The organism is Salinisphaera aquimarina (assembly GCF_042643355.1).
GTDB lineage: Bacteria > Pseudomonadota > Gammaproteobacteria > Nevskiales > Salinisphaeraceae > Salinisphaera > Salinisphaera aquimarina.
Map to the genome: position 1 here is coordinate 447,872 of NZ_JBHRSS010000008.1, position 26,404 is coordinate 474,275.

The 26,404-nt window shown below is 61.0% G+C and carries 20 protein-coding genes; 5 read left to right on the top strand and 15 right to left on the bottom strand.

The annotated features are described in order from the left end of the window. Positions 1-86 precede the first annotated feature (86 nt). The 5 genes from infA (at position 87) to ACFOSU_RS17515 (ending at position 4,265) form a co-directional block, all read left to right on the top strand. Positions 87-305 carry a translation initiation factor IF-1 gene (infA, locus tag ACFOSU_RS17495; protein ID WP_380691209.1) on the top strand — a complete coding sequence of 73 codons (219 nt, stop codon included), beginning with the start codon at positions 87-89 and terminating at the stop codon, positions 303-305. 171 nt (positions 306-476) lie between these two features. Beyond that, positions 477-920 carry a pilin gene (locus ACFOSU_RS17500; RefSeq protein WP_380691210.1) on the top strand — a complete coding sequence of 148 codons (444 nt, stop codon included), beginning with the start codon at positions 477-479 and terminating at the stop codon, positions 918-920. Positions 921-1,291: 371 nt separating this feature from the next. Continuing rightward, the gene (locus ACFOSU_RS17505; protein WP_380691211.1) at positions 1,292-1,753 is read left to right on the top strand and encodes a pilin; all 462 of its coding nucleotides are present in this window, start codon (positions 1,292-1,294) and stop codon (positions 1,751-1,753) included. A 114-nt stretch (positions 1,754-1,867) separates the two neighbouring features. After that, complete coding sequence (locus ACFOSU_RS17510; RefSeq protein ID WP_380691212.1) at positions 1,868-3,361, top strand: diguanylate cyclase domain-containing protein; 1,494 nt, start codon at positions 1,868-1,870, stop codon at positions 3,359-3,361. Positions 3,362-3,536: 175 nt separating this feature from the next. Next, the gene (locus ACFOSU_RS17515) at positions 3,537-4,265 is read left to right on the top strand and encodes a hypothetical protein (protein WP_380691213.1); all 729 of its coding nucleotides are present in this window, start codon (positions 3,537-3,539) and stop codon (positions 4,263-4,265) included. Between the two features lie 281 nt (positions 4,266-4,546). Here ACFOSU_RS17515 and ACFOSU_RS17520 read toward each other — a convergent pair whose 3' ends face one another. The 15 genes from ACFOSU_RS17520 to ACFOSU_RS17590 all read right to left on the bottom strand — a co-directional run bounded on the left by ACFOSU_RS17520 (position 4,547) and on the right by ACFOSU_RS17590 (position 26,400). Continuing rightward, entirely contained in the window at positions 4,547-4,816 is a 270-nt protein-coding gene (locus ACFOSU_RS17520) for a CopG family ribbon-helix-helix protein (RefSeq protein ID WP_380691214.1), read from the bottom strand. Positions 4,817-4,904: 88 nt separating this feature from the next. Then, positions 4,905-6,287, bottom strand: a complete 1,383-nt coding sequence (gene pelG, locus ACFOSU_RS17525) for an exopolysaccharide Pel transporter PelG (protein WP_380691215.1) — start codon at positions 6,285-6,287, stop codon at positions 4,905-4,907. Positions 6,288-6,290: 3 nt separating this feature from the next. Further along, positions 6,291-7,874, bottom strand: coding sequence for a GT4 family glycosyltransferase PelF (gene pelF, locus ACFOSU_RS17530; RefSeq protein ID WP_380691216.1), 1,584 nt, complete (start codon positions 7,872-7,874; stop codon positions 6,291-6,293). Continuing rightward, the gene (locus ACFOSU_RS17535; protein WP_380691217.1) at positions 7,871-8,863 is read right to left on the bottom strand and encodes a tetratricopeptide repeat protein; all 993 of its coding nucleotides are present in this window, start codon (positions 8,861-8,863) and stop codon (positions 7,871-7,873) included. Before ACFOSU_RS17535 ends, pelF begins: the two co-directional genes overlap by 4 nt. Further along, positions 8,850-10,217, bottom strand: a complete 1,368-nt coding sequence (locus ACFOSU_RS17540; RefSeq protein WP_380691218.1) for a PelD GGDEF domain-containing protein — start codon at positions 10,215-10,217, stop codon at positions 8,850-8,852. Before ACFOSU_RS17540 ends, ACFOSU_RS17535 begins: the two co-directional genes overlap by 14 nt. Positions 10,218-10,528: 311 nt before the next feature. Beyond that, a complete protein-coding gene (locus ACFOSU_RS17545) occupies positions 10,529-11,059 on the bottom strand; it encodes a hypothetical protein (RefSeq protein ID WP_380691219.1) in 531 nt (176 codons plus the stop codon). 75 nt (positions 11,060-11,134) lie between these two features. After that, entirely contained in the window at positions 11,135-14,830 is a 3,696-nt protein-coding gene (locus ACFOSU_RS17550; RefSeq protein ID WP_380691220.1) for a tetratricopeptide repeat protein, read from the bottom strand. Next, positions 14,823-17,567, bottom strand: a complete 2,745-nt coding sequence (locus tag ACFOSU_RS17555; protein WP_380691377.1) for a bifunctional glycoside hydrolase 114/ polysaccharide deacetylase family protein — start codon at positions 17,565-17,567, stop codon at positions 14,823-14,825. The genes ACFOSU_RS17550 and ACFOSU_RS17555 overlap by 8 nt, the downstream gene beginning before the upstream one ends. A gap of 112 nt (positions 17,568-17,679) precedes the next feature. Then, the gene (locus ACFOSU_RS17560) at positions 17,680-18,615 is read right to left on the bottom strand and encodes an NAD-dependent epimerase/dehydratase family protein (protein WP_380691221.1); all 936 of its coding nucleotides are present in this window, start codon (positions 18,613-18,615) and stop codon (positions 17,680-17,682) included. A 504-nt stretch (positions 18,616-19,119) separates the two neighbouring features. Continuing rightward, a complete protein-coding gene (locus ACFOSU_RS17565) occupies positions 19,120-20,127 on the bottom strand; it encodes an NAD-dependent epimerase (RefSeq protein ID WP_380691222.1) in 1,008 nt (335 codons plus the stop codon). An 8-nt stretch (positions 20,128-20,135) separates the two neighbouring features. Next, positions 20,136-21,380 carry a nucleotide sugar dehydrogenase gene (locus ACFOSU_RS17570; protein WP_380691378.1) on the bottom strand — a complete coding sequence of 415 codons (1,245 nt, stop codon included), beginning with the start codon at positions 21,378-21,380 and terminating at the stop codon, positions 20,136-20,138. A 144-nt stretch (positions 21,381-21,524) separates the two neighbouring features. Beyond that, on the bottom strand, positions 21,525-23,483 hold the full coding sequence (locus tag ACFOSU_RS17575; protein WP_380691223.1) for a polysaccharide biosynthesis protein: 1,959 nt from the start codon (positions 23,481-23,483) through the stop codon (positions 21,525-21,527). 229 nt (positions 23,484-23,712) lie between these two features. Continuing rightward, positions 23,713-24,900, bottom strand: coding sequence for a DegT/DnrJ/EryC1/StrS family aminotransferase (locus ACFOSU_RS17580; protein ID WP_380691224.1), 1,188 nt, complete (start codon positions 24,898-24,900; stop codon positions 23,713-23,715). 8 nt (positions 24,901-24,908) lie between these two features. Then, entirely contained in the window at positions 24,909-25,556 is a 648-nt protein-coding gene (locus tag ACFOSU_RS17585; RefSeq protein WP_380691225.1) for a sugar transferase, read from the bottom strand. Then, on the bottom strand, positions 25,543-26,400 hold the full coding sequence (locus ACFOSU_RS17590) for a sulfotransferase family protein (RefSeq protein WP_380691226.1): 858 nt from the start codon (positions 26,398-26,400) through the stop codon (positions 25,543-25,545). The genes ACFOSU_RS17585 and ACFOSU_RS17590 overlap by 14 nt, the downstream gene beginning before the upstream one ends. Positions 26,401-26,404: the final 4 nt, after the last annotated feature.

Sequence of the window (26,404 nt, forward strand, 5' to 3'; positions counted from 1 at the left end):
CCGCGAAACACGGCGTCATACATTGAACCCCGGGCGCAGATCACCGATAATCCACCGGTTAAACCGCTAATCGAGATCAGGAGTCAATGGCAAAAGAAGAACATATCGAGATGGAGGGCACCGTCGTCGAGACATTGCCCAACACCACCTTCCGAGTAAAGCTGGATAACGGCCACATCGTCACCGCCCATATCTCCGGCAAGATGCGCAAGCACTATATCCGCATCCTGCGCGGCGACAGCGTCACCGTCCAGATCACCCCATACGACCTCACCAAGGGCCGCATCACTTACCGCGGCCGCTAATCGACGCAAAGCGTCACATTGTGACGCCCGCCGACGTGACGCAGAGCGTCACTTTTAAATAAAAAAGCAATATCGGCGCGGGTTTCCCCATTGGCACGAAGGCTGCATTGTAGATTGCGCGTCGTTCATAGACGCCCATTTTCAAGGCATCATTTCACCAAGGGGGAACCCATGCAGAAACAACAGGGCTTTACGCTTATCGAACTGATGATCGTCGTGGCGATCATCGGCATTCTCGCGGCGATTGCTATTCCGCAGTATCAGAATTATGTGGCGCGCTCCAAGATCACCGAACTAATCGGTGCCGCTTCGGCATGCAAGACTTCGGTTGCAGAGTACTACACGACGGCTGGCAATCTTCCCGCCGATGCTCAACAGGCAGGGTGTAGCAATCAAAAAAGCCAGTACGTTAGCGGAGTGACTTTTGACGGAGAGGAAATACAAGCAACAGCTACGAACATCAACTCGGAAGTAGACAGCAAAATCTATGCGCTGAAGCCGACCGTAAATTCAAATGATGGTGGCTCGCTCGACTGGAGTTGTACTACTTCGACTATTCCCAGCAAGTATCTTCCAGCCAATTGTCGTAGTGCGGCGGCCACTACCGAAAACTAGAAGCACACGATAATCGTTATACGCCAAGATTTGGTCACGTATTACATTTTCGCGTTTTGATAAAAGGAGGGCCAATGGCTCTCCTTTTTTGATACATCATTACTAGGCAGTTCTTTATTTCGAACTCAGGCCGCTTAAAGCATCCGTCAAAGAAATGTCGGAACGAGCTCTAAAATTCGCATACAAAGGGCCGCCCACGACCTGCTCAAAAACATAAGGGGGGTCAATACATGAAGTCTAGCGTTCGATAGCGCATCTATGACCGATGGCCGCATGCCACCATTTTCAATCGACGCTGTTTACGCGTAAGTTGCTCTCGCAACTCCTCAGAGCAAAATCATGAATTTTCCGTTTAGTTCTCCGCTGTTCTAATGATGCTGTCCTCCTCGCGGAAAAAAGGCTTTAGTCTAATCGAACTAATGATCGTCATTGCGATCATGGCGATCTTGGCTGCAATCGCGATTCCGACATATACGGGTTATGTCGGTCGCGCCCAGTTTTCCGAGGCCATGAGTCTTTCATCAGGCGTTAAAACAGCCATTGACGATGCTTACCAGAATTCCAACACGTTGGATGGGCTTGATAGCGGCGTCGACAGTATTCCAGGCGTCGATAGCGTCAAGGGCACCTATGTCGATCGCGTCGAAGTAAACAACGGCGTGATTACCAGTTATTTTTCGGCCAACAGTTCACTTGCGGAGGCTGAAGCCGTGCTGCAGCCACAGGTCATTGGCAACTCGTTAATCTGGTCTTGTCAGACCACCGCGCCGCCGACGAAGACACCGAGCCAATGCGAATCGGTCACCGAGATCGTGCCGATCGACTCGGACTAATACCATGGCCGGCACCTGCAGAACCATCTAGCCGTCTTTATTTGAGCGGCCGTTTTCGCACGATGGGTGTAGTGGATGCCATTCAATGGTCGCGATGCCGATACAAGGGTGAGAATGATCAAGTCATCACTACCGACGGATTCATCGACCCACGCCCTGCTTTTCAAGCATTTCTGTCGCAGCGTCGCCGAAATACAGTGGCTTCTGGTTATTCTGGTCTTGCTCTATGTCGTGGCAACGGGCTATTCCCTCGATTCATCGCCTTCGGTATTGATCACGATCGGCCTCTATTTCCTGTTCAGCCTGGCCACGAACTACGCCGGCTTGTTCGATCTCAATCGGTCGGTGCTGATCACGGCACATACGCTGGTGATGATGGCTTTCATCACCACGATTCTCTATCTGACCCACGGCATCGATGGTCCGCTGGTCAGCCTGTATCTGGTCGTCATCATCACCAGCGCACTGGCGCTTGGGAAGATGGCGACACTTCTCGAGGTTGGCGCGGTCGCGGCCTGTTATCTGCTGCTGACGCAATACGCTGATAGCTCGGCCGAAAGCGACTATTCGTTGATCGCAGCCAATCTTCTGATCTTCATACTGGTCGGCTATCTCACAACGACCCTCGCCGAAGCCATTCACTCGGCCAACGAGCATCTGAAGACAATACCGCGGCTGGAACACGGCCTGGAGGCCACGGTTCAGCGCTGGAAATATGTCGTCCAGCAATCCAGCGACGCCTTCATCGAGGTCGACAGCCTCGGACAAGTCACGGAATGGAACCCGCGCGCGTCGTCCTTGTTCGGCTGGTCCGAGGACGAAGCGGTGGGCCAGAATCTCCGCGATTTGATCATCCCGCCGCAATCCCGGCAGGCGCAGTTCAATAATCTCCAGCAGTATTTCAACGCCACCGCCGATAACGTCATGGATCGCCGCGTGAAGGCCCAGGCGTGCAAGCGCGACGGCACGGTCTTCACCGTCGAAGTGCTGATCCACGATTTCCAGATGCCCGACCAGCGTTACTTCAACGCTTTCCTCCACGACATCAGCGACCGGGAACGCCAGCATACGCGGCTGATTCACAAGGCCCATATCGACGCCGTCACCCAGTTGGCGAACCGGTATGTATTCGAAGAGCGATTGGCGGCGGTTCTTGGCCACGATCACCCGGGCACGATATCGCTGCTCTTCATGATCGATCTCGACAACTTCAAAGCGATCAACGATCGACATGGCCATACCACGGGGGATCGCCTGCTACGGGAAGTCGGCGAACGCATTCTCGGTGTGGTCCGCGACAACGACTTGGTCGCCCGGCTTGGCGGTGACGAATTCGTGGTGCTGATGGAGCAACTCAAACCGCTGGACGATGCCAAGCTGATGAAAATTGCAAATAAGCTTGTAGATGCAATCGATCAACCCTATCTTGCAGGGCATCAGGCGATCGAAATGACCGCCAGCGTCGGTGTGGCCGTTCACCCGGGAGATGCAAACACCGCCGAAGAACTACTGAATCTCGCGGATCAAGCGATGTATCGAGCCAAGCAGGCCGGCAAGAATCGCTATCGCATCGAGAACCGGAGCCCGGGCTCACCCGCCATTTTGTGACGGATCCAGGTGGTACTTTCGGGCGATAGCAATACGTCCCGCGCTCGATTGGCCAACGCGAAAACTGTTGCAAGCTGTCAAAGTTCGCGCCATTATCCGTGCTGACAGTGAGTTAGTAGGGTATCCTCGCGCAATCTCGAGATAGTGCCGCTTCTGCAGAAGCAGGATTAATGCAATGAAAAGACGCTCGTGGGCTGTTGCTGGTCCCGTCGCGCTTGCCGGTTTGGCCCTCGGCGGCGGCGTTGCGTTCTGGGCAACTGGCTCGTCACCTTTTCACTTGCGCACTCAAACCGACGACTCAAGTTCGGCGCTGGTGACCAACTCGCCGGATGTCAGAGTTCAGCGCCCCACTCCGCCGTCGCCCGCCGCGGAAGCCGATCTGAAAGTCGACAAATCCGCGCCATTGACGCTGCGTATGGACGAGTCGCCACCCGAGTCCGACAAGACGACCGAGACGCCGGCCAGGAAAACGGAATCTCTGCGCGAGTATGCCACCGGCAAGGACAACGCCGAGCAAGACGATTCGGATCTGCCGCTTGCCTCGACCGACTCGACGCCTTTGAATCTGAAGGTGCCCGAAGAGGTCGATCCGACGGATGCAATTCAGGACGCGGACATCGTCGGCCCATCCGCTACCGCTTCCGACGACGAAAAAACGCGTGATGCCAAGGTGCGCAAGGCGTTTGACCTGAATGAACCACCCGCGCCGACGCCGAAGGTGGCGTCCTATAGCTTGTTCAACCCGGAATACGGGCTGCGCGGCTTCATGAAACAGGGCTGGGTGAACAACACATTCGGTGTGCAAGGCGGGCTGGGCTTCAACGACGGCCGCCGTATCCAATCGGATAACAACGACATCCGCGACGATATCGCCGTAGGCATGGGCGTCATCCTGGCGTTTTGAGCGGCTGCCCAAAAGTCGTCTAATAACTAGTCGTTGTAGGTCGGATTAGCGCGCAGCGCGTAATCCGACGCTCGCCTGGATCTGTGGCTCGTCTTGTCGGATTACGGTGCAAGCACCTAATCCGACCTACGTAACTAGGGGGCGGCCAATATCCGGTTCGGCCTCGAAAAGCTTGAATTGGCGTGTTATAGATTCCGCGGCGCGACGTGCGACATTCGGCGCCTTGGCATCCAAGAACCTGCGGCAACGCTGCAAACCTTCGACTGCACCCTCGGTGACGATTATTCGTGACACTTGGGTATTTCGTTATCGTCGCTACCCCAGGCTCTTAACCAGTCGCTGGTCTCCGATCCCGTGATGTGAAGTCCGGTTTCCTTATACGATGACCAAGCGTCCAGCGCTTCCTGTTTAAACACGTCGCGCTGTTCCTCGCGCTTGACATATTGCGCTATCGCTTCACGCATGATCCAGTGCGGCGACCGACGGCGATTGTCCGCCAGTTGGCGCACCCGGGACTTCATTTCTTCATCTATCTTGATGGAAGTTGCCATGCATCACCTATTCAGAGGTACTACCCCTCAATAACATATCACGCTGGACGATGCCGCCATCAACGACTACGTACAAATACAGGTCGATCTACCCTTGCCGCTGGAGCATGAACGTCTGGTAGGTGAGGCTTTGAAATTCCCGGTCGAGCACGGCCAGCCCGGCGAGCGAGGACAGCATGAGCGACAGCGCAAAACCGTAGCCATAGAAGATCGCGCCCAGGTACTGGCTGAGCAGCGTCAATAGCACGTTGGCCACGAAGAAGAACAGGCACAGCACCAGCGCGAGCCGAAGCTTGTCGAGATAGAACAGCACGTTCAGGATCGCCATGAACAGCACCTGCATGCCCACCGCAACGATATCGATGTTGAACAGCGGTACGTAGTACGGCGAAAACCCGAGCCAGTTGATCAGCGCCGGCCCCACGAGCAACAGCGACACCACCGTGATGCCCTGGATCTTGAAGATGTCGTAGATGCCCTGGCGCACCGTATCCACCATGCGATCGAGTCGTTGCTCGATATGGGCAAGCGTATCGCCCCCGCGTACGGCGCCATAGAAGGCGTCGTAACGCTCGGCGAAGTCGGTTTCCATGCGAATCAGGAAAACGGCCATGCCGGGCACGATCGACAGATAGGCCAGAAAAATCGGGAAATCGTAGATCGGTGACGCGCGCAGCGGGCCGATCACGTGCTCGGAGGTCGCCGGGTTGTACCAGAACAGGAACTTGTCCGCCCAGATACCGAGATTGTAGAACAGACCGGTGAAAATGAGCGATCGATAGGTCTGGTCCGCGCGCCGCAGATCGAAAGCGAACATGCGATCACCCGGGTAATAGCGCAGCACCAGAAACAGCAGCGTATAGAACAGCACGCCCTGCCCGACCACGAAACCGCCGAGCAAGCCTTCGAGGTTGTAGCCACGCAAGGCCATGCCGAGTACGAACGTGACGCCGTAGCCAAACACGAATGCCCATAGCACCTGTCGGTAGGCTTTCATCCCCGTCACGAATACGGTGATGCACCAGATATTGGTCAGCAGCACGAACCCGACGAACATTTCCACGCGATAGAGCAGCGTGGTGCCATCGAACAGCGTGATCAGAATCACCAGCCCGAGGCCGGCCGCGGTCACGTTGACCAGGGTCAGCAGACCGATCAGATTGGGCAGGATGCTGGCGTCTTTCTTCTCGAACAGGCGGTCGGCCACGAACCGGGTGAATATCAGCTGCGCGAGCCCGGAGAGCACCAGCGACGCTGCCACGATATAGGTGACCGACACCAGGAATTGGGTGACGTGACGGGACTGGTCCGGCAACAGGCCGAGCGAGAGAAAGCCCAGCGCCATGATCACCAGAATCGACAGCACCCACGGCCCGGAGCTGATGATGCCGGCATAGCCGTAGGCGCGCAGCAGCCCGAAATAGCTATCCTTGCGCAGCAGCTTTCGCAGCTCGAAACCGATACCTGCCATCGTCTATTCCCCCGCCGCCCGCGTGCGTCCGGGCGCCGCGGCCGTTTCCTCGTAAAGATGCTCGTAGCGATCCAGCATCAGCCGCTCGGAATACTGGGCGTCGACGCGGGCGATGCCGATCGCGCGAGCCGACTCCCAGGCCGCGCGGTTGACCAGCAGATCGAGCATGGCGGCGGCGGTGGCCCCCGGATCGGCGATCGGCACGATGCGGCCGGCGGCGTGGGCCATGTCCGGACCGGTGGTGGCACTGGTCAGATGCGCCTTGGGATGGCCGTGAACCAGTTCATAGCAGGAACCGACGTCGGTACAGACCACCGGCAGCCCCGACGCCATTGCCTCCAGCGCCACCAGGGGCTGTGCTTCGCTGATCGAGGTGAGTGTAGCCAGCCGAATCTGCGACATGACGTCTTCGGTACGCTGAAAACCCATGAACTTGACGGTGCCGTTCAGATCGAGCTGCTCGGCCAGATCACGACACTCCTGGGCATATTCCGGATCCTCGGATTCCGGCCCGACGATCCAGCCCTGCGCTCCCGGCAAGTGAGTGGCCACGATACGCATGGCCCGCACGAAGGTCTTGATTTCCTTGATCGGCGTTACCCGCCCGATCAGGGCGATGATGGGCGCGGTATTGTTGAAGGTGGTTTCGCGCAACGGCCGGAAGCGCGCGATATCGATCCCGTTGGGAATCACGCGGGTCCGTTCGGCACGCGCGCCGTCGATGATCTGGCGTTCGCGATTGCCTTCGTAGAGCGTGGTGATCGGGTTGGCCGCCGAATAAGTCAGCCGGCCGATGCCGTCGAAGAACCGAATCCACAGCCGGCGGATATAACTCACGTCGCTGCGAAAGCCGTGGGTCAGCACGTCATTGTAGGTCTTGATCCACTCGGCCTCGGTGAGATCGATCTGGCGTTCCTTGGTATAGATGCCATGCTCGGTCACGATGAACGGCAGCGCGTGGATATGATGGGCGAGCGCGCCGAGAAAGCCCGCATAGCCGGTCGAAATGGCATGAAGGCAACGCGTCGGCGGCATGGCACGGGCGATACGCGCGAGCATGAACAGCGGCGAGTGCATGTTGCGTACCGACCAGAAATAATCCACGAACGACGGGTCGGTGCAGTACTTGCGGTAGTAGTCGACGATCTGCTCCCAGGCCTGGCGGCTGTAGAGAAAATCCTCGTGCGACAGGCCGCCGTCCCGACCTAGCATCTGCGCGATGTCGCACAGCTGTTTACCGGGGTCGGAATCCGCCGGACTCTTGAAGTAGCGGTGCAGCGCATCGCTGGCGCCAAAGGCCTTGTGGCTGCCTTCGTACTGGCGCGGTTCATCCACGCGCCCGCCGGCGTCCATCAGGTAATGGCATTCCAGATGCACGACGTTTTCCGGCCGGTCGTAGAGAATGCCCTTGTACGCGGATTCGCTGCCGCCCATGAAGATGAGCGCGAAACGCCGGTGCGGCAGCCCGCGTATCAACTGGTCCACCCAGCCGGAGACGCCGCCTCGGACCATCGGGAAGGTACCTTCGAGCAGCAGGGTTACATCCGCCGGCTCGTCGCCGGCTTTCAGGGTCGGCCACTTCTTCATAACCAGTACTCCAGAACCGGACGCATGACAGGATTGGCGCCGGCGCGCGGGCTCATGCGCTCGAGCGCGGGGGCGACCTCGTCGAACCGGCCACGCCGATAAGCGAGCTCTGCCCAGCGCGGTGCGGAATCGTCGTCTTCGAGGCCCATCTGCTCGGCGCGTTCGAGCGCGTCCTGGGTGTCGTCGTGGCGATCGAGTTCCATGCAGATACGGGCGCGCAGCAACCAGCGCTGCGCGGTCGGGCGGCGATCGCTCGCCATGTCGATAGCGGTCAGCGCCTTGGTCAGCATCAGTTCCTCGACGCTGCCGCGCGCGAGCTGCAGATAGGAGAATTCCCAGAACAGCTGGGCGCGTTCCTCGTGCAGTTCGCCGTCCTGGTCGCCGCTGGCGGCAATGGTGTCGCGCACGACGTTGAGCTGGTTTTCGAGATCGCGCTCGATCGAGTTGATCATCGCGTAGGCCAGCAGCCGCACTTCGTCGGCCGAGTCGCCCAGGCCCGAGCGCAGAATCGGCACCGCCTCACGACGCGGCAGATGCCGGCAGGCCAGGATCGCCTGTTGGCGGCGGTTGCGGTCGTCGAAATGCAGGAGTACGGACGACAGGCCGTCGCGCATGAAGACATCGTTCGGGTCGACCTGCACCGGCTGGAACGGCAATTCCGGAATCTCCAGTGAATCCCAGGCTTCGGGCTGTTCGTGATAGGCGAAGTACAGCCCGGGAAGCATGCCAAGAACCAGCCCCACCGGGCCGAGCAGAGGCACGAACAGCGCGCTCGTGGCCAGAAACGCCAAAGGACCGGCCTTCGCGCCGCGGTAGGTCGACGGCAGCGCCAGATACAGACCCGCGACAAGAATCGCGACCGCCAGCAGATGGCCGAGCAACAGCGTGAGCAGCCCCAGCGGCACCGCCCAGCCGGCCAGACACGCCCAGACGACCAGGAGTTCGATGAAGATCCCGACCGGGACCAGAATCAGGCTAAACAGACGCATGGTTTTCGGCCTGCCGGCGGATATCCGCGAGCAATACCGACGCCGACTGCTTGCCGGTGACATGACGCTGATGAAACACCAGCCCGCTGTTCGCCACATCCACGCCGAAGCGCTCGTTGAGCATTCGCGACATGCGTTCGCGGTAGGCCGCGGCGCCGCGCTCCGGCGTCAGCGGCATGAGCACGTAGATGATCTGCGTGTCGTCACCGGCATCGGTTGTCCAGGCGAAATCCAGCGCGCGCAGTTGTTCATAGACCACGTCGGTCAGTGCCTCGTTGCTGATGCCCCGGATCCGGCCCGGAATCTCGTAAGCCATGAGCAGAGAACTCAGCCGATAGCGCGCGCCGTACCGGGCCCATCGCTTGAGCCGCTCCTCGAAGCGATAGCGCGCCAGCGCGTGGTCAGTCGGCGCGCGTTCGTAGCCCTCGGCAATGACATCGCCAAGATTGCCGCCCAGCACCGCCAGCAGGTGGAGGTTGCCGCGTTCGAAATCCACGAACGGCATTTCCGTGACCGTGACCACGGCCCAGATCCGGTCGTTCACGTCGATGAGCGGAATCACCGCGAGCATCGGATGGCTGGTCTGCTGCGGGCTGTCCTCGGCCATCTCGCTCTTGAGGCTGATCATGCACCCCTGCTCGATACAGGCACGCACCATCGGATGGCCGGCCACATCGGTATGCCGCGCCTGGCCGCCAATGAAGTCGATGGGCTGACGTTCGACGCAATGCTTTTCATCCACGCGGTACAAAGCACACTGTTCGACGCGGCCCTCGGCCGCCATGAAACTCAGCAAGTCGGATGAATGCTGGGTGAGCACGTCCTCCACCGGGTCCGCGTCGTGGAAGCGCTCGGCCAGCGCCAGCAGCGCATCGCGCAGGTTGTGCGGATTGGCCGCAAGCCGTTCGGCCAGCTGATCATGGGAGACCCGCAGCACATGGTAGTTGCGTACGAATTCCGCCAGCCGCGTGGCCTGGTACTCGTTGATGATCTTCATCTGGGTGAAACGCCGACGCCAGATATCGGTGAACTCGCCACTGACCATCCCTGTCAGCACCAGCCCGATGGCGTACTGCACCGGCAGCGCGGTATCGATCCACCCCATGCGCGGCGCCAATGCCATGAAGGCGATCGTGGCGAGCGCGCTGGCAAAGCCGTAGATGAACCCGTAACGCAGACCGGCAAGCAAGGGCGCGGCAATCAACCACGCAAAGGGACTGTCGTAGAACAGCGGGTCCTGCGGATTGAACAGCCAGCCGATCGCCGGTATCAGCGCGGTGATGACCACGCTTTCGAGCACGCTCATCCATACCGGCGGCGCCTCGTAATTGACTTCTTCGATCTGGGTGACCATTGGAACCTCTGATCTAGTCAGACGCGGTCGCGCCGGAGTCTTTGCGCGCGACTGGCAAGGAATGAGAAGAGCGATGTGCTTGTTGCACATAAACGACGAATGACGCTATCCAGGCGTGCGCAAAGGCCCGGCCGCGCAGCGGTTTGGCCCCAAAGGCGCAGCTACCGCGTTGCATGGCTGGACCCGGGAATGGCCCGGGCGCGGCGCCATGCGCCTTGTATCTGCGCCTTTGGGGACGCAAACGCGATCCGTGTCTGACTAAATCAGAGGTTCCCATATCTAACCTTCGCGTGTTCGCGGACGTTCGCCGACTAGCGCTGTAACGGCATGTCGGAGACGAGATCGCTCATCAGCTGCTGCGCGGTGCCGCTGAGCGTGCTGTAACCCCAGCCGGCCTTGGCACCGGAGGCGCTCCACACGGTTGCACCGGTATTCACATCGATCACCCGTAAACTGATGCCCACGGCCGGTTCGCCGTCGAGCCCGGTCTTGTACTGCCATTCCTCGACCGAGCCGGTCACGCCGTACTGATAGCCCTGCCCGCGCGCCCAGTTGAGCGCGTCCTGAAGCACGGCCTGCTGATCGAACTCCGGCAGACCGCCCGAATCACTGCGCGGTGCCGGCGTCAGCTGGGCAATACCGCGCTGGTGCAGCAGCGTGGCCAGAATCGCCCCGGCGCGCTCGCCCGCCTGCGGTGATTCGGCGTAGTTGGCGATCGGCAGCTGTGCCCAGCGCGCGGACGCGGCCAGCTGATCGCCACGATGAACATCCGTCACGGCACAGCCGGACAGCATGACAATAAAAATCGCAAAGATGCCTGCGACGAGTGTTGTGCGTTTCATGATCTGGGGTTCTCCCTGCCTGCGATGGATTGTATTGATCGGTTTCGTTGTCGTTGTGGTATCTATCGGCTGCAATCAGCGACCCAGGAAGTACTGGTACTTGAGCAGGCCGGTATAGGAATTCTGGCGGCTGTCGCTACCGCTCTGGTCGACACCGAAATTGAGGCTGATCTCGTCACTGCCGAACAGCCGGCTGCCGATCGCGAAATTGGCGCTCACGCCGATCTGGTTGTCCGGGAGCACGTAACCGGTATCCAGGTCGAGGCGGTACCGCGGCGAGGCGACGACCGGATACTCCTCGCCGGGGATACCGCGCGCGAACGACAGGCCCGCGCCGATGAAGCTGTATTTCGCCGGCACCACATCGTTGAGATTGGTGCCCGCAGGCAGGCGCGCTGCCATATCCGCCGGCAGATCGTCCTCGAGGAAATTCTGCTCGGTGTTGGCAAACACACGCACCTGGATCTGATGCGTGGGCCCGACCATCAGGGAATGGGCCACGGTGCCCTCAAGCTGATAGCCGTCGCCGAGGAAATTGCGATCCTCGCGCGAATAGAACCGCGAATAGGTCGCCGCCAGGGACACACTGTCGCGCGGGTTGAGCACCCACTCGAGCGTCGTGCCCAGTTCATCGCGCACGCCGAGAATACGCAGCTGGCCGGTTTCGTCGGCCAGCGTGTTGTAGTTGGCGAATACGGAGCCCGCCACATGGTCGGTGATCTGCCAGCTCTGGCCGAGCCCGAGCTGCAACAGGTCCTTGTCGTCGGTCGACACGGTGCCGACCCGGACCGTGCTCACGCCACGGCGCTCGCGCCAGTTGAGTTCGATATTGGCGAAGCGTTCATTGTCGAGCCCGTCCAGATCGACGTCGATGCCCTGGTCCGAGAACTGCCGCGCACCCAGTTCCACCCGCGTCGAGAGCTTCTCGCCGCTGAGGCGGAAGAACACGCTCTCGCCGGTGATATCCAGATCGCTGATACGCCGCACCAGCAGCTGGCTGCCGTAGTACTGCGGCATCTCCTGATACAGCTCGGCGGCGTAGCGTGGCACGACGTCGATACCGGTCACGTATGGCTCATCGGGACGCTCGTGATCGAGCGCCAGGGTAAGCGCGCGTGCGCGCAGGTCGAGCTGGCGCAGCGCGCTGATGCGATCCGCAATGCCGATATCCCCGCCCGGGCGCGAGCCTTCGAGCAGGCGCTGCATCGCCACCTGATCATTGCTCTGCAACGCAACCGCCATCTCCTGCCAGTCTTCCGTGGCCAGGCGACGGCGCTGGGACTGGAGCAGCCAATAGCGCGCGTACGCAGGCTGTTCGAGACTCAGGTAATAGCCGAACAGCATCTCGACGTCGGGCCCGGTCAGCGCGCGATCACGCCGGCCGTCCAGTGCCGTACGCAGCCAGCCGCGGTTGGCGTCAGGGCCGAGCATGGCGGCCTGAACGCCGAGAATGCGTGCGTCCTGGTCCCGCTGTTCGCGGGTCAGCAGGCCCTTGGCGTTGAGATCGCGCATCAAACGCGGGCGCAGTTCCACGACCGCGTACCGGCGCATGCGTCGCGCCGAGTCGAAACGGCGACCGCGCTCGAGCGCGTCGGCATAGTCGAGAACCAGCAGATAATTGTCCGGATCGGCGTGCACGGCACGGTCGAACCACGGCAACGCGCGGCGGGTGTCGCCGAGGCGGCTGTAGGCCATGGCGAACACCTGCCACTGCCGCGGGTCCCGCCATGCATCGCCCCGCCACGCCTTCACGTAGCGCCGCAGTTCGTCCAGGCGACCGCTCTCGGCCAGGGTATACATCAGCGCGGAACGATTGCCGACATCGCCCGGCGCGATCGCCAGCGCGCGCAGATACGCGATGCGTGCCTCGTCCAGATCTCGCTGGGCGAAATGATAGTCGCCGTAGAGCTGCCAGTAATCCGCGGAATCGGCGAACAGCGACGGCCGAGTGGCCGCCATGGCGAGCAATGCCTCCGACAGGTCGGGCCGGTTCTCGCGTTGGGCCGCACCCAGCATCTGGATGATCATGTCGACGTGGCGATTCTCGCGCCAGTCGCGGCGTGCGACCTCCATCGCCATGTCCATGCGACCGGTTTCCACGGCGGTCTGCGCCAGCCGCAGATAACCGTTGTCGTCGAGCTTGCCGGCCTCGTACAGCGGGTAATAGGCATCGCGCGTGGCGGCGGGATCGTTCAGATTCCAGGCCAGTTCACCCATCGTGCTCCAGTAGAACACGTCGCTTTCCCTGTCGGTGCCCGGCTTGTTCGGCAACGACCGCATGACCGCAAGCGCGTCTTCCATCCGCCATTGGCGCGCGAGCAGGCGCCCACGGGCCTGGGTCTCCTCCACGCTGCGCCCGTAGCGCGAGGCGATATCGGTCCAGGACGCAAGCGACCCTTCGGTATCGCCGGTCAGTTCCTGCAGCGTGGCCATACGCACCCACAGATCGCGATCGGCCGAGCCGCCGCGCACCCAGCTGCCGATCACCGCGATCGCACGGTCCGGATCGCCCTCGCTGTTGAGGATATCCACCAACAGCGTCTGCTGGCTCGCGTCGAGCGGATGCCGCTGGCGAATCCGGTTCAGGGCATCGAGCACCGCATTGGTATCGTGCAGGTCGGCCGCCAGATCGATGATCTGATTGTCGTATTCGTCGCTCGAGGCCCCGCGCGCTAGGCGCTCGTAGTTGGCCAGCGCCGCCTGCGGCTGGCCGGCCCATATCTGTACCTGAGCGAGCTTGGCGCGCAGCTCGCGGTTGTCCGGATTGCGTTCGACCAATTGCTCAAGCCCGGTAAGCGCTTCTCCGAGCCGGTTCATGGCCAGCGCGATACGGGTATCGCGTTCGAGCCCCGCGTCGTCATCGGGGCGCAGCGCCAAGTATTGTTTCGACCAGTGCTGGGCGCGTTCCATTCGGTTATCGGCCAGCGCCAGCTCGATGCCGATATCCAGAAATGTCGGATCGTCCGGATAGGCTTCGATGAATTCGCCGGCCAGCGCCAGAGCGCCGCCCTGATTCTGCTGGCGTGCCGCGTCGAGCGCGGACAGGGCCGCGTCCCGGCGCCGCTTGGCATCGTCGGTGTTCTCGAAGGCCGCCCGCCATGCCTGGGCACTGCGCTGTGGCTTGTCGGCCGCCAGCCACCAGCGGCCGGCCAGTGCATACCACGAGTAGGCGTGATCTCTATCCTGCGCAGCCAGACGTTCGTAGTCGGTCGCAGCACGCGCAGGCTCACCCAGTTGCAGCCAACGCTCGGCCAGTATCTTGAGTCGTTCGCTGGAAATGACCGGCCGTTCGGTCGACTCTTCTTCCTCTTCCTCCGCCTCGACACCCCCGATTGCGCGCATGCGCGATTCCAGCTCGTCGCGCCGCTCGGCGCGGGCCGGGCCGTCTTCGGGCGCGTTGTTATAAGCCTGCCAGGCCGCCTCGAAGCGCAGCCATCGAATATCGGCGTTCTCGCTGTCCGGCAACGGTTCCAGGGTACGGTTGGCGGCCGCCACCTGCCCCGCCTTGAGCTGCTGCTCGGCGAGATTCAGACGCAGTTCCTGGTCCTCGGGCTTGGCCTTGAGCAGCGCCTGCAGATACGTGATCGAGATGCTGCTCGGATCTTCCTTGCTCTGCGGCTTCTGGCTCAGCGACGCGAATCGGCGCGCGGGGAAAAGCAGAATGAGTGCGATAACCAGAACGCCGGTGATGATCAGCAGCGTCAGTGGCCGCACGAGGCGGCTGCGTTGTTGCGGCTTGTGCCGCTTTGCCTCGGCTTTGTTGTCAGCCACAGTCGATACTCACCGAACCGGAATCCGTGCCCTGGTAGCGCAGCGTCACCGCATCCCCACCGCCGCTGCGCGCCGCACCGGGTGCGCGCACGCTGCAGCCGCTCGTGCCACCGAGTTCCATCTGCAGCGGCACCGCTTCGGATTGCAACCGCAGCTGCACCGAACGTCCGCTCTGCTGCCACTCGGTGACCCGCCCGTTCGCGCGCCGAAGATACGGCGTGGTCGGCTGGCGCTGCTGCAACACAAGCGTGGCGCGCGGCGCACCGGAGAGCGCCACATACCGTCCCTGGGACTGATCGCGCACGCCCACCACGTCGCGCGACGCGTTCATATCCGGCCAGCCCATCGCCGCCGGCAGACGCAGCGTACGCATCTGCGTTGCACCCGTAATCTGCCAGTCGCCATCGAGCGTTCGTGCCACGCCGGCGTCGTACCAGTTACGTGCAATGCCACTGTAGGTGCTGGTATACAGCGGCAGCGTCTGCTGCGTGCCCACGTAGTCGTAGACTTCCTTGAGCGCGTTCAGCGAGGCCGGCCGGCCCGCGGAATAGAAATGGTAATAGATGTCGATCGGCTTGAGCCGCCGCGGGCTGTCGGTGATCTTGTAGGTCTCGATCACGCGCCGGAAACCCCAGTAGGGTCCGGTCATGTCGTTGGTGTAGACGTTTTCGTTGATCTGCGGCGAAAACACCTGCACCTGCGCGCCGATCGGACGCAGCATCGGCGACACCTCCGTCAGGGACGGGTTGTCCCGGGTTACGTGGGTGTCGCCGCCGTTGAGATTGGCCAGCCCGATTCGGTCGGCGATCGCGAGCGCTTTTTCGGGCGGCAGCGAATCGCCGCTCCAGAGAATGATCTTGACCTTCTTGCCCGGCGGGGCGAGATTTTCGTTGATGTATTCGGTCGACCCGGCGACTTCCTTCTCCAGCGAATAACGATAGTTCTTGATCGGCAGGTTGAAATTGAAGCCCGCCGCTGTTTTGCCCTGGCCGGCAAGTTCGCCTTCCTTGAGGCTGAGCCAGTCGAACGGGTGGCTATAGGTATGCGTACCGATCTCCACCCAGGGCAGCCGGAATATCTCGCGCGCTATCGGCTCCAGGGTGCGGGTGAGTTTCGGATACAGGCCGTCGGGTGCGAGTTCGCCTTCGATGACCGACACGGTCGTGGGCACCCGGTAACGACGCAGAATCTCCTTGAGCATGACTTCGCCGGTATACGGACTGCCCGGGAAATCGGCGCGGTTGACGAAGGCATCGCCGTCGATCTCGTTCATCCAGTAACGCGAGCCGTTCTCGGTGGTCGCATCCGGCACCGGCATCTGCGGCAGATCGAGTGCCTGCTGAAGAAACCGGAACGGATCGACGACCCAGCGCGCCTGTTCGGCGACAGCCTGTTGCAGCACCCACGGCGACAGCGCCACACCGCCCCAGTCGCCGGTGAACACCGGCACGAACTGGGTACCGGCACCGTCTTTCATGGTCAGATGCGCGACGGCATTGTCACCCACCACCTTGTAGCCGCTTTCGTTGATCGGCGGCCGGCCCGGCATGCCTTCGAAACCGATTACGTCGTCATGACCGATCACGGCCAGGCCGTCGTCCTTGATCGACGGCACCACCTGCACGCCCATGCGTTGGGCGAGCGTTCCGGACACAGAAAATCCGGGCTCACCGAAAATCGCGACACGCACGCCGTCGTTCATCTGCCGCGCCAACCACTGGCGATATTCGTTGGTCTGGGTCAGACGCGACTGAAACCAGGTCACGATGCCGGCGTAACGGCCGGCGAGCGTGTCGGTCGGCAGCGACGAGTTCACATCGCGGTACACCGCGCCGTAACCCAGATATTCGAGCGGTACCGCCGCGTAGAGATGGGCGTTGGAAAACGCCAGCTCGCCGTGGTCGGCCGCAGACTTGTCGTAGAGCACCAGCACTTTGCGCGGCATCGGTTCGATCGACCCCACGCCGACCTGATCGAGCGCACCGTCGGTCACCCAGGGCACGAAACCGGCGTTGGCGATCTTTCGGGCCGTCGCACGCGCCTGATCACGATCGGCCGGGGCGACGTAGTCGATCGCGATCGCCGGCAGATGAAACGTGTTGCGGACCCGCAGCAACTGCTTGAGCAGGTAATCGCTGTCCTGCGCCGTGACATCGCGATAGATCTGGCTGGCCGGATCCCACGACTTGTACAGTGACTCGGCGGCCACGCCGACGATATCGTCCTGGACCTGGTCGAGCACTTCGAAGCCGCGGTTGAGCAGCAGCTTGATACCCGGAAATTCGCTGCGAATCCGCTTGATGAGCCGCACCAGCGCCTGCTGCTGGACGGCCGCGGACGCATCATCCTTGGCAAACAGGCGGTAGCTGTCGAGCGTATCCAGGAACAGCGCGCGATAGCCCTGCTTCCAGAGCGGTCGAATACGCTGGTTTATGAGGTAGTCGCCCCACTCGGCGCTGGTCAGATCGGCCGCCTGACTGTTCCAGTTGTCGTTGCAGGCCTTCAACGCCGCCGCCGGCACCTGGGCGTCATCGCCCCGCCAGTGCTCGGCCTCGCCCAGGCTGACATAAGCAAAGGCGGTGGTGCCGTATTGCTCAAGCGTGTCGCGTTGACCGGGGGTCATGTGTTCCGCTTCGACGACCGCCCAGTCGAACTGCGCCAGCATATGCACGGGCACGTCGTTGCCGTAGTAGAACGAAACGCTCGGCTGCGGATCACCCGCGGCGTGCGCGGGCATCGTCACGAGAGCGCCGAGGCAAATCGCCAGCGCGAGAACACTCAGGCACCGGAAGAAAAGCAACGGGAGGATCAGCACACAAGTCGCGCGGTCGTATATCGCCTGGAACATGCTAGCGGGACGCCGCCGCGAGAGCCTGCAGGCCGGCGGCCAGCGTCCATTCCGGCTCGAAACCGAGCCATGACTTCAACCGCGATGCATCGCCACAGGAGTGTCGAATATCGTCCGAGCGTCCGTCCACATGCTTCGCCTGCGCGTCGCTGTCCAGCACATCGCGCAACGTATCCAGCAACTCGAGCAGATTGATGGTCGCGCCGGTAGCCACATTGCATACGCCGACGTGATCGCTGAACAACGCGGCCACATTGGCGCGGGCCACGTCTTTCACATAAACGAAATCGCGCGTCTGGCCGCCGTCACCGAACACCGTCGGCGCCTCGTTCTTCGATAGCAGATCGACGAATTTCGAGATCACCCCGGCATACGGTGATGCCGGATCCTGACGTGGACCATAGACGTTGAAATAACGCATCCCGAGCGATTTCACACCATGCAGCGACGCAAAAAGCGCGGCGTATTGCTCGTCGACCTGTTTTTCCAGACCGTAGGGCGACAGCGGAGCCAATCGCGCCGTTTCCGCAAGCGGCAACGACTCCGGATCCCCATAGACCGCGGCGGAAGAGGCATAGACGAATTTCTCGAGGCCCTGCTCTTTGGCTGCCTGCAGCAACGTCACCGGCCCCAGGATATTCTGGCTGGCCGAATGAACCGGATCCTCGACCGACCGAATCACCGACACCTGAGCCGCCAGGTGCAGGCAATGGGTCACGTCGCGCATGGCGACTTCGACAACACGCCGGTCGGTGATGTCACCTTCGATCAATTCCAGGCTGGTCTCGCCCAGTGGCAGATTGGATTCCTTGCCCGACGAGAGATTATCCAGCACTCGCACCTGCGCACCGTCGGCCAGCAGTGCCTCGACGGTATGCGAGCCGATAAAGCCGGCGCCTCCCGTGACCAGCACGCGAGCGCCTGAAGTCTGCGTCATTCCGAATCCCCTGAAACCCGAAAAGCACGAGTTTTCGGCAACGTCGTTGGTCTTATTTTCCCTAGTGACGGATAATTTAACACGTTGCGAGCCAAACTCATTATAAATATTCAGCCGCTTGTTTTAATAACGAAATTTTGCGTTGAAGCTCGCCATAATCGGGATTTCGCGCGCACCAACTGACGCTGTAGGACACGCCACGCCCCATGCGCGGCGCAATACGACATTTATTGTCACTGTTTCGGCACGGTCTCTAAGGCCCGCAATTCCCAGCGGGCGGCGTTAGCGGCCGGCTGCGGATATATCCGCGCCGGTGGCCCAAGTGGCAGCGCCGTAGGCCTGATCGAGTGCTTGCACCGTAATCCGACCGGCGAGCCACGGAGCCGGCAGGCCAAGCATCGGCTTACGCGCTACGCGCCAAGCCGACCTCGGGGTCACAAGCTCAGCCTGTTCGCGTCCACTGTCGCGGCAGCCATCAGCGCCGCTGACGGCGCACACTCAGCGTCAGACGTCGTAATACCCGCGATACCAGTCAACGAAATTTTTCACGCCGTCGTGCACGGTGACTTCGGGGCGATAACCGACCGCATCGAACAGGCCCGTCACATCGGCGCTGGTGGCCTCGATGTCGCCCGCCTGCATCGGCAGGAACTCTTTCTCGGCTTCTATGCCCAGGCATTCCTCGAGCCGCGAAATATAGTCCATCAACGGCACGGGCTTGCCGTTACCGATGTTGTATATGCGCCACGGCGCACAGCTCGTCCCCAGGGTCGGGGCATCGCTCGACCATGCCGGGTCGGGCTCGGCCGGCTTGTAGAGAATACGGACCACGCCTTCGGCGATATCGTCCACATAGGTGAAATCACGCCGGTGCTTGCCGTGGTTGAACACCGGGATCGGCTCGCCGGCGAGCATCTTCTTCGTAAACAGGAACAGCGCCATGTCGGGCCGACCCCACGGCCCGTACACGGTAAAAAACCGCAGGCCGGTCGTGGGCAGTCCGTAAAGATGCGAATAGGAATGCGCCATCAACTCGGTAGCGCGCTTGGAGGCCGCGTAGATCGCGGCCGGATGATCTGCCGTGCCCTGCGGCGAAAACGGCATGTCGGTCGACAAGCCATACGCCGAACTGGTGGACGCATAGACCAGATGGCCAACCCTGTTATGACGACAGCCTTCCAGCACGTTGAGCGTGCCGGTCACGTTGCTGTCGATATAGTCGTGCGGATGGGTCAGCGAGTGACGCACACCGGCCTGGGCCGCCAGATGAACCACGCCATCGAAGCGCTCACGCTCGAACAGCGCCGGCATCGCCTCGCGGTCGGCGATGTTCATGTATACCGAGGTAAATCCGTCACGCTCGGTCAAGCGCGCGAGCCGCGCCTCCTTGAGCGATACATCGTAGTAGGGGTCGAGATTGTCGACCCCGACCACCGTTTCTCCGCGGTCCAGCAACAGATGAGCGACGTGCGACCCGATAAAACCGGCCGCGCCCGTGACAAGTACCTTCATATCGATCCTTACAGCCGACCGTCGGTATCCGACGCCGGGAACGCGTATTTGACATCGTAAACCACGTGCTCGGGCTTGCAGTACGCCCGAATAGCGGCGATGCCCGCCTGCTGGAACTCCCGGTGCCCGACCGCGATGATTGCCGCGTCGTAGGCACCCTGCTCCGGCGTTTCCACCAGCGGCAGGCCGTATTCCCGTTCGACCTCTTCAGCATCGGCCCACGGATCATAAATATCGACTTCGACATCCATGGTCATCAGCTCACGCGCAATATCGACGACACGCGTATTACGAATATCGGGGCAGTTCTCCTTGAACGTGACGCCCATCAACAGCACCCGCGCACCGTTGACCTGCAGGCGCCGCTGCAGCATCAGAAGAACCAGTTCGTGGGTGATATACCGGCCCATGCCATCGTTGATACGGCGCCCGGCCAGAATCATTTCAGGGTGATATCCCACGGACTGTGCCTTGTAGGTGAGATAGTAAGGGTCCACGCCGATGCAATGGCCGCCGACCAGGCCGGGGCGAAACGGCAAGAAGTTCCATTTCGTGCCCGCCGCCTGCAGCACCTCTTCAGTATCGATATGCAGGCGCGAGAATATCTTCGACAGCTCGTTGACCAGCGCGACATTGATATCGCGCTGGATGTTCTCGATCACCTTGGCCGCCTCGGCCACCTTGATGCTCGAGGCGCGGTGAATACCCGCAGGCACGATCTCGCCGTACAGTTCGGCCAGGAAGTCGCCGATTTCAATGGTCGACCCGGCCACCACCTTGGTAATGGTCGCCAGCCGGTGTTCCTTGTCGCCAGGGTTGGCGCGCTCCGGGCTATAACCCAGATAGAAATCCTCGTTGAAGCGCAGACCCGAGATCTCCTCCAGCAGCGGCCGGCACACTTCTTCCGTGGCACCCGGATAGACCGTGGATTCGTAGACAACGATATCGCCGGCTCGCAGGTGCGGGGCCAGCGTCCTGGTTGCCGCAATGACGGGGCCGAAATCCGGCACCCGCGATTCCGTCACCGGCGTCGGCACGGCGACGACATATACGTTGCAAGCCTCGAGCTGCGACGTATCCGACGAGAACCGCAGATGCGACGCGGCAGTCAACTCCTCGGGCGAGACCTCGCGGGTGAAATCGTGCCCGGCATTCAATTCCTCGATACGCCGCTCGTTGATATCGAAGCCAAGCGTTTCTCTAAGTCCGCCGAATGCCACAGCCAGTGGCAAGCCAACATAGCCCAGCCCCATTACCGCAACGCGGGTATCGTCGTTCACCACTGTTCTGCCTCTCGAATCGATTGTCGAAAATCACGGGACGGCGAACCGGGTTATACCCGGCCGCACATCTGTTATGTGTTTGAATAGCGATACCAGTATCGCCGAGGACTGCCCCTACTGAAGCGAAACCACGTTCGGCCGAACGTGCTCATCCGGCACAAATGCTTCGGACTCGTCGGCGTTGCTGATCGCATCGTGATCGTCCGCCGCCGGACTGTACTCCGATACGACCCGTTGCAATAACTGCTTCACGCGCCCGCGGCGCTGGCTTGTGGCGGCAGCGTCCATCTGCTTGAGCAACGGTACCAGTTCATCCCACGGCAGATAGGATTCCTGCGCACAACCGATCTTGGAATGTTCGGTGCACAGCGAGGATTCACAGATCAGCAGCTCCTCATAGAGCTTTTCCCCGGGCCGAAGCCCAGTGAACACAATCTCGATGTCGCCGTCCGGATTATGTTCATCGCGATGCGTGAAGCCAGCAAGATGAATCATTCGCTTGGCCAGATCGAGGATGCGGATCGGCTCGCCCATATCGAGCACGAACACTTCCCCGCCCCGCGCCATCGCACCGGCCTGGATGACCAACTGCGAAGCTTCGGGGATAGTCATGAAGAACCGCGTAATGTCCGGATGGGTCACCGTGATGGGACCACCATCGCCGATCTGTTGGCGAAAATGCGGCACCACCGAACCGGACGACCCGAGCACGTTGCCGAATCGAACCATGGAAAATATACAGCCCGACTCACCCGCCAACGCCGCCTTGGCCGCCATCGCCTGAATCACCAGCTCCGATGCGCGTTTGGTCGCCCCCATCACGTTGGTCGGTCGTACCGCCTTGTCCGTCGAGATCAGGATGAATCTCTCCACGCCGGCCGCCGCGGCCGCTTCCGCTACTCTCCGCGTACCCAGAACATTATTACGCAACCCCGCGCCCACATTCTGCTCGACCAGCGGCACGTGCTTGTAGGCGGCCGCATGGTAAAGCGTCTGGACGTGAAAACGCCGAACAGCCATGGAAACCAGTTCGGCATCCAGCACGCTTCCAAGAATCGCAGTGACGCGCATCTCCGAATTAGCGCCCGCGGCGCTGCGAATTTCGCGTTCTATGTGAAACAGCGAGGATTCATTGACCTCGAACAGAACCAGATGCTCCGGCTCGAGGCACGCAATCTGTCGGCACAGCTCGCTGCCAATCGAACCGCCCGCGCCGGTCACCATCACGGTGCGCCCGGTTATGGACTTCGATAAAAGCGCCTTATCCGGCGCGACCGGATCCCGCCCCAGCAGATCCTCGATTTCGATATCGCGAATATCGCTGATCCGTGCCTTGCCAGACAGAATCTCGTGGAGAGCGGGCACGGTCTTCACCGTAACCGGGAAAGGCTCGAGCCAGTCGATCAGTTCCTTTTTACGACGTCGCGACGCCGACGGCACGGCCAACAAGACGCTGGCAATTCGCCTCGACTCGATGAGCCCAGGCAACTCGTCCGTGGTAAACACGGGGAAGTCCGCCACCATGGCACCCGCCAGGCCCGGCTTGTCGTCGACGAACCCGAGAACGCGACGGCGCCGATCCGGCGCAAGGCTCTGCGCAACCTGCACACCTGCATCACCCGCGCCAAAGATCACCAGCCGTTCCGCATCGCGATCCGACCCGGTGCCCAGGAAATGGCGCGCGGTCAAACGCCCGGCGCCCAGGGCCAATGCCAACAGGAACCCGAAGTTAACGACCACGAGCGGCTGGAAAAGCGGCGCGGATACAAACAGGCCACCAAGCAGCAACAAGCCCACAACCAGCAGCGCCACCTTGGCAATGTTGTATGCCGCCCGGATCGCGATATAGCGAATAACAGCGCTGTATAATCCGATGCGTACCGCACAAATCTGCGTGAGCAAAAGCACCAGGGGCAGTTGCCACCACGGGTCGATGATCGAAGGCAACGAAGTCGAATGCAGCAAGATTGCGACACAAGCCGCAGCAATAATATTCAACGCATCCGTCACAGCCATCAGCAGCCGCTTGACGGGCCTGGGTAACGCGATCAGTTGTTCTCGTAATTTCTTCAATTGGCGCCCAACATATGGCTAGCCCCCGGTTCGAACGACACGCGAACGCCTCCGCCAAGCCCCTCCTCAAGGTCAATGCATTCTAACGCTGTTGAACGTTTATGGGAATCTGCTCGAAAAACTACAGGATAGATCACAAGGCTAGAGAATAACCTGAGCCATGCTTTATCAATGCACTCAAGTCGTGTTCACAGACGCGGATCATGGCCCACAGACACGCCTATCGATCTTAAACCGTCTCTTTTAACGAAGCTTCCCGCATCACGGCTTTAATCGCATCACAGGTGTGACGGATATTTTCATCACTCAGAGTCGGGTGCACCAGGAACATGAGACTCGTCTCCCCCAATTCCCGAGCATTGGCCAAAGCCGTTTCTGGGCGCCAGCCGGTTTGGTCGAATGCTCTCTCTCGATAGACCTCGGAACAGGATCCAGAGAAACAGGGAACTCCCCGATCCACGATCGCGTTGAGCACACGATCCCGGTCCCATCCCTCGGCCAATGCCTCCGGCCTGACGAACACATAGCACTTATAAGCAGCGTGCCCTACTTCGTTGGGCACATGAGGGACACGCAAGGCGGAACACTCCGCAGCTGCTTGCCAGATACAGCGCGCATTCGCCTCGCGCGACTCGTGCCATTCAGGCATCCGCTGCAACTGTATGCGCCCAATAGCTGATTGCATTTCGGTCAATCGCCAATTCGTGCCGAATGACTCATGCAGCCACCGAAACCCCGGAGGATGTTCGCGCGCGTACACCGCGTCCCAACTCTTACCGTGGTCTTTATAGGCCCACATGCGTTTCCACAGGGCACTATCGCTTGTTGTCACCATGCCGCCTTCGCCACCGGTCGTCATGATTTTATCCTGGCAAAACGACCAACAGCCGACGTGACCCAACCCGCCGACCGATCGCCCGCGCCACGTCCCGCCGTGAGCTTGGGCGCAGTCTTCGATGACATAAAGCCCGTGTTTCTGGGCCAAGACGTTGATGGCGTCCATATCACAAGGCCAGCCGGCCAGATGCACGCAGATGATGGCCTTTGTTCGGGACGTCACAGCGGCGGCAACGGTATCGGCTGTAATATTCTGACTGTCGCGGTCTACGTCTGCGAAAACCGGAATAGCACCCGCCGTCACCACCGCCGAGATTGACGCTATAAAAGTTCGTGGAGTAACCACCACTTCGTCGCCGGGGCCTATACCAAGCCCTATCAACGCCAAATCCAGAGCCACAGTCCCATTCGCCACAGCGATGGCATGTCGTGTCCCGGAAAACGCAGCGAACTCCCGCTCGAAAGCGCGACCCTCTTGGCCCGTCCAATAGCTAACGCGACCCGATAAAAGCACACTTCGGGCGGCGTCGGCTTCTTCCTCACTGAAATCTGGCCAAGGGGCAAAAGGGCCATCAAGCATGCGTGCACTCAGTCAAAAAGGGTTTGCCAGATGTAGCGCAAGTCGTCACGAAAGCGCCAGTTACGGATATATTCAAGATTGATCCGAACCTTGTCCGGGTAAATGATCTCGTCATTGTAGCGCTCCGGGCAGTCCTGCTCGGCGAGGATCGCTTCCTCGTCTCGGTAGGCCAGCGTTGCGGGTCCGGTGATGCCCGGGCGCACACTCAGCAGCAACTTTTCGTCGCCTTTCAGCTTGTCGGCATATCCCGGCACATCCGGCCGTGGGCCGACAAAGCTCATGTCGCCCTTGAGCACGTTCCAGAGCTGAGGCAGCTCGTCGAGCTTCGTCCGGCGCAGGAAACGCCCGACGCGCGTGATGCGCGGATCTCCGGCCCGGGTGATCGTGGTGCCCCGTTCCGGCGTGGGCCGCATCGTACGCAACTTGACCACCGTGAAACGCCGTCCGCCGCGCCCTACCCGCTGCTGGGTGAAAAAACCGTTGGCGCCACTGTCCAGCGTCGCGGCCAACCATGCCGCGCCGATGAGCCAGAACGTCAACGTCAGCCCCAAGGCAGCCACAACCATATCGAATCCGCGCTTGCCGACAGCCTGCGTCCGCGACAGGCCGCCAGTCGGCGTGTCTCCTGATCCGGTCACGGCCTCAGAGATAGCCATAGCGGCGCTGCGTGTCACCGACAAGCGTTTCGAGCTGGCGGATAGTGGCGTCGTCGAGCGCTGCACGCCCTTTGCCGATGCTCGTGCTCCGCACGTTCTCGACAACCGCGCGCTGGCGCTCTTTCGGGACGTCCCGGTCCAGAAAGCCCAGAATACGCTCGAGTGCCTGTTCGGGATGCCGTACGAAGTCCTCGTAGCCGATCTCCAGCCAACGCTGTTCCGGCATCCCGGCAAAAGCCGCTGCAGCCGAATCCACGCAGCGCTGCCATTGGATGGCGCAGACCTCTGCCAGCGAATACTCGCGCTGCAACGCCTCCATATCGTCCAGCCGCGGCCCCCAGAAGGCGACGCGCTGCTCGCTGGAGAACAGGCGATACAACCGGCTCCAGATATACCGCCCACCGTAGTAAGGCAAATCCATCGCGGGCACAAAGCGTGCCTTCTCGGCTAGATAACCAATATCCAGCGACGCCTTCCAGCGGCTCATGGCCGACCCCACGGCGTCGACACCGTCCCGGCGGATGAACAGGTACCGCGCCTGCGGCATCACCGCATCCACGAATGGAACGCGTAGCGAGTTGGCACACGTCTTTTCCACGACCACCTCAGCATCGTGGCGCCGCGCTACCCAGTCGAACCGCCGCGCGACATACGCCCGCACTGCCGGTGTAGCACGCTCCACGGGCAAAGCGTCCGAGGGATAACGCACGTTGCGGTGGCGCCAGATGTAATTGATTTCGTCGCAGGGCCATGTCGACACGCCGTCAAGCGCGGTCAACACATCGCGCAGCATGTTGGTGCCGGAACGCGGCGCGCCGATGATGATCAGAGGTTGGTAACGCATCAAA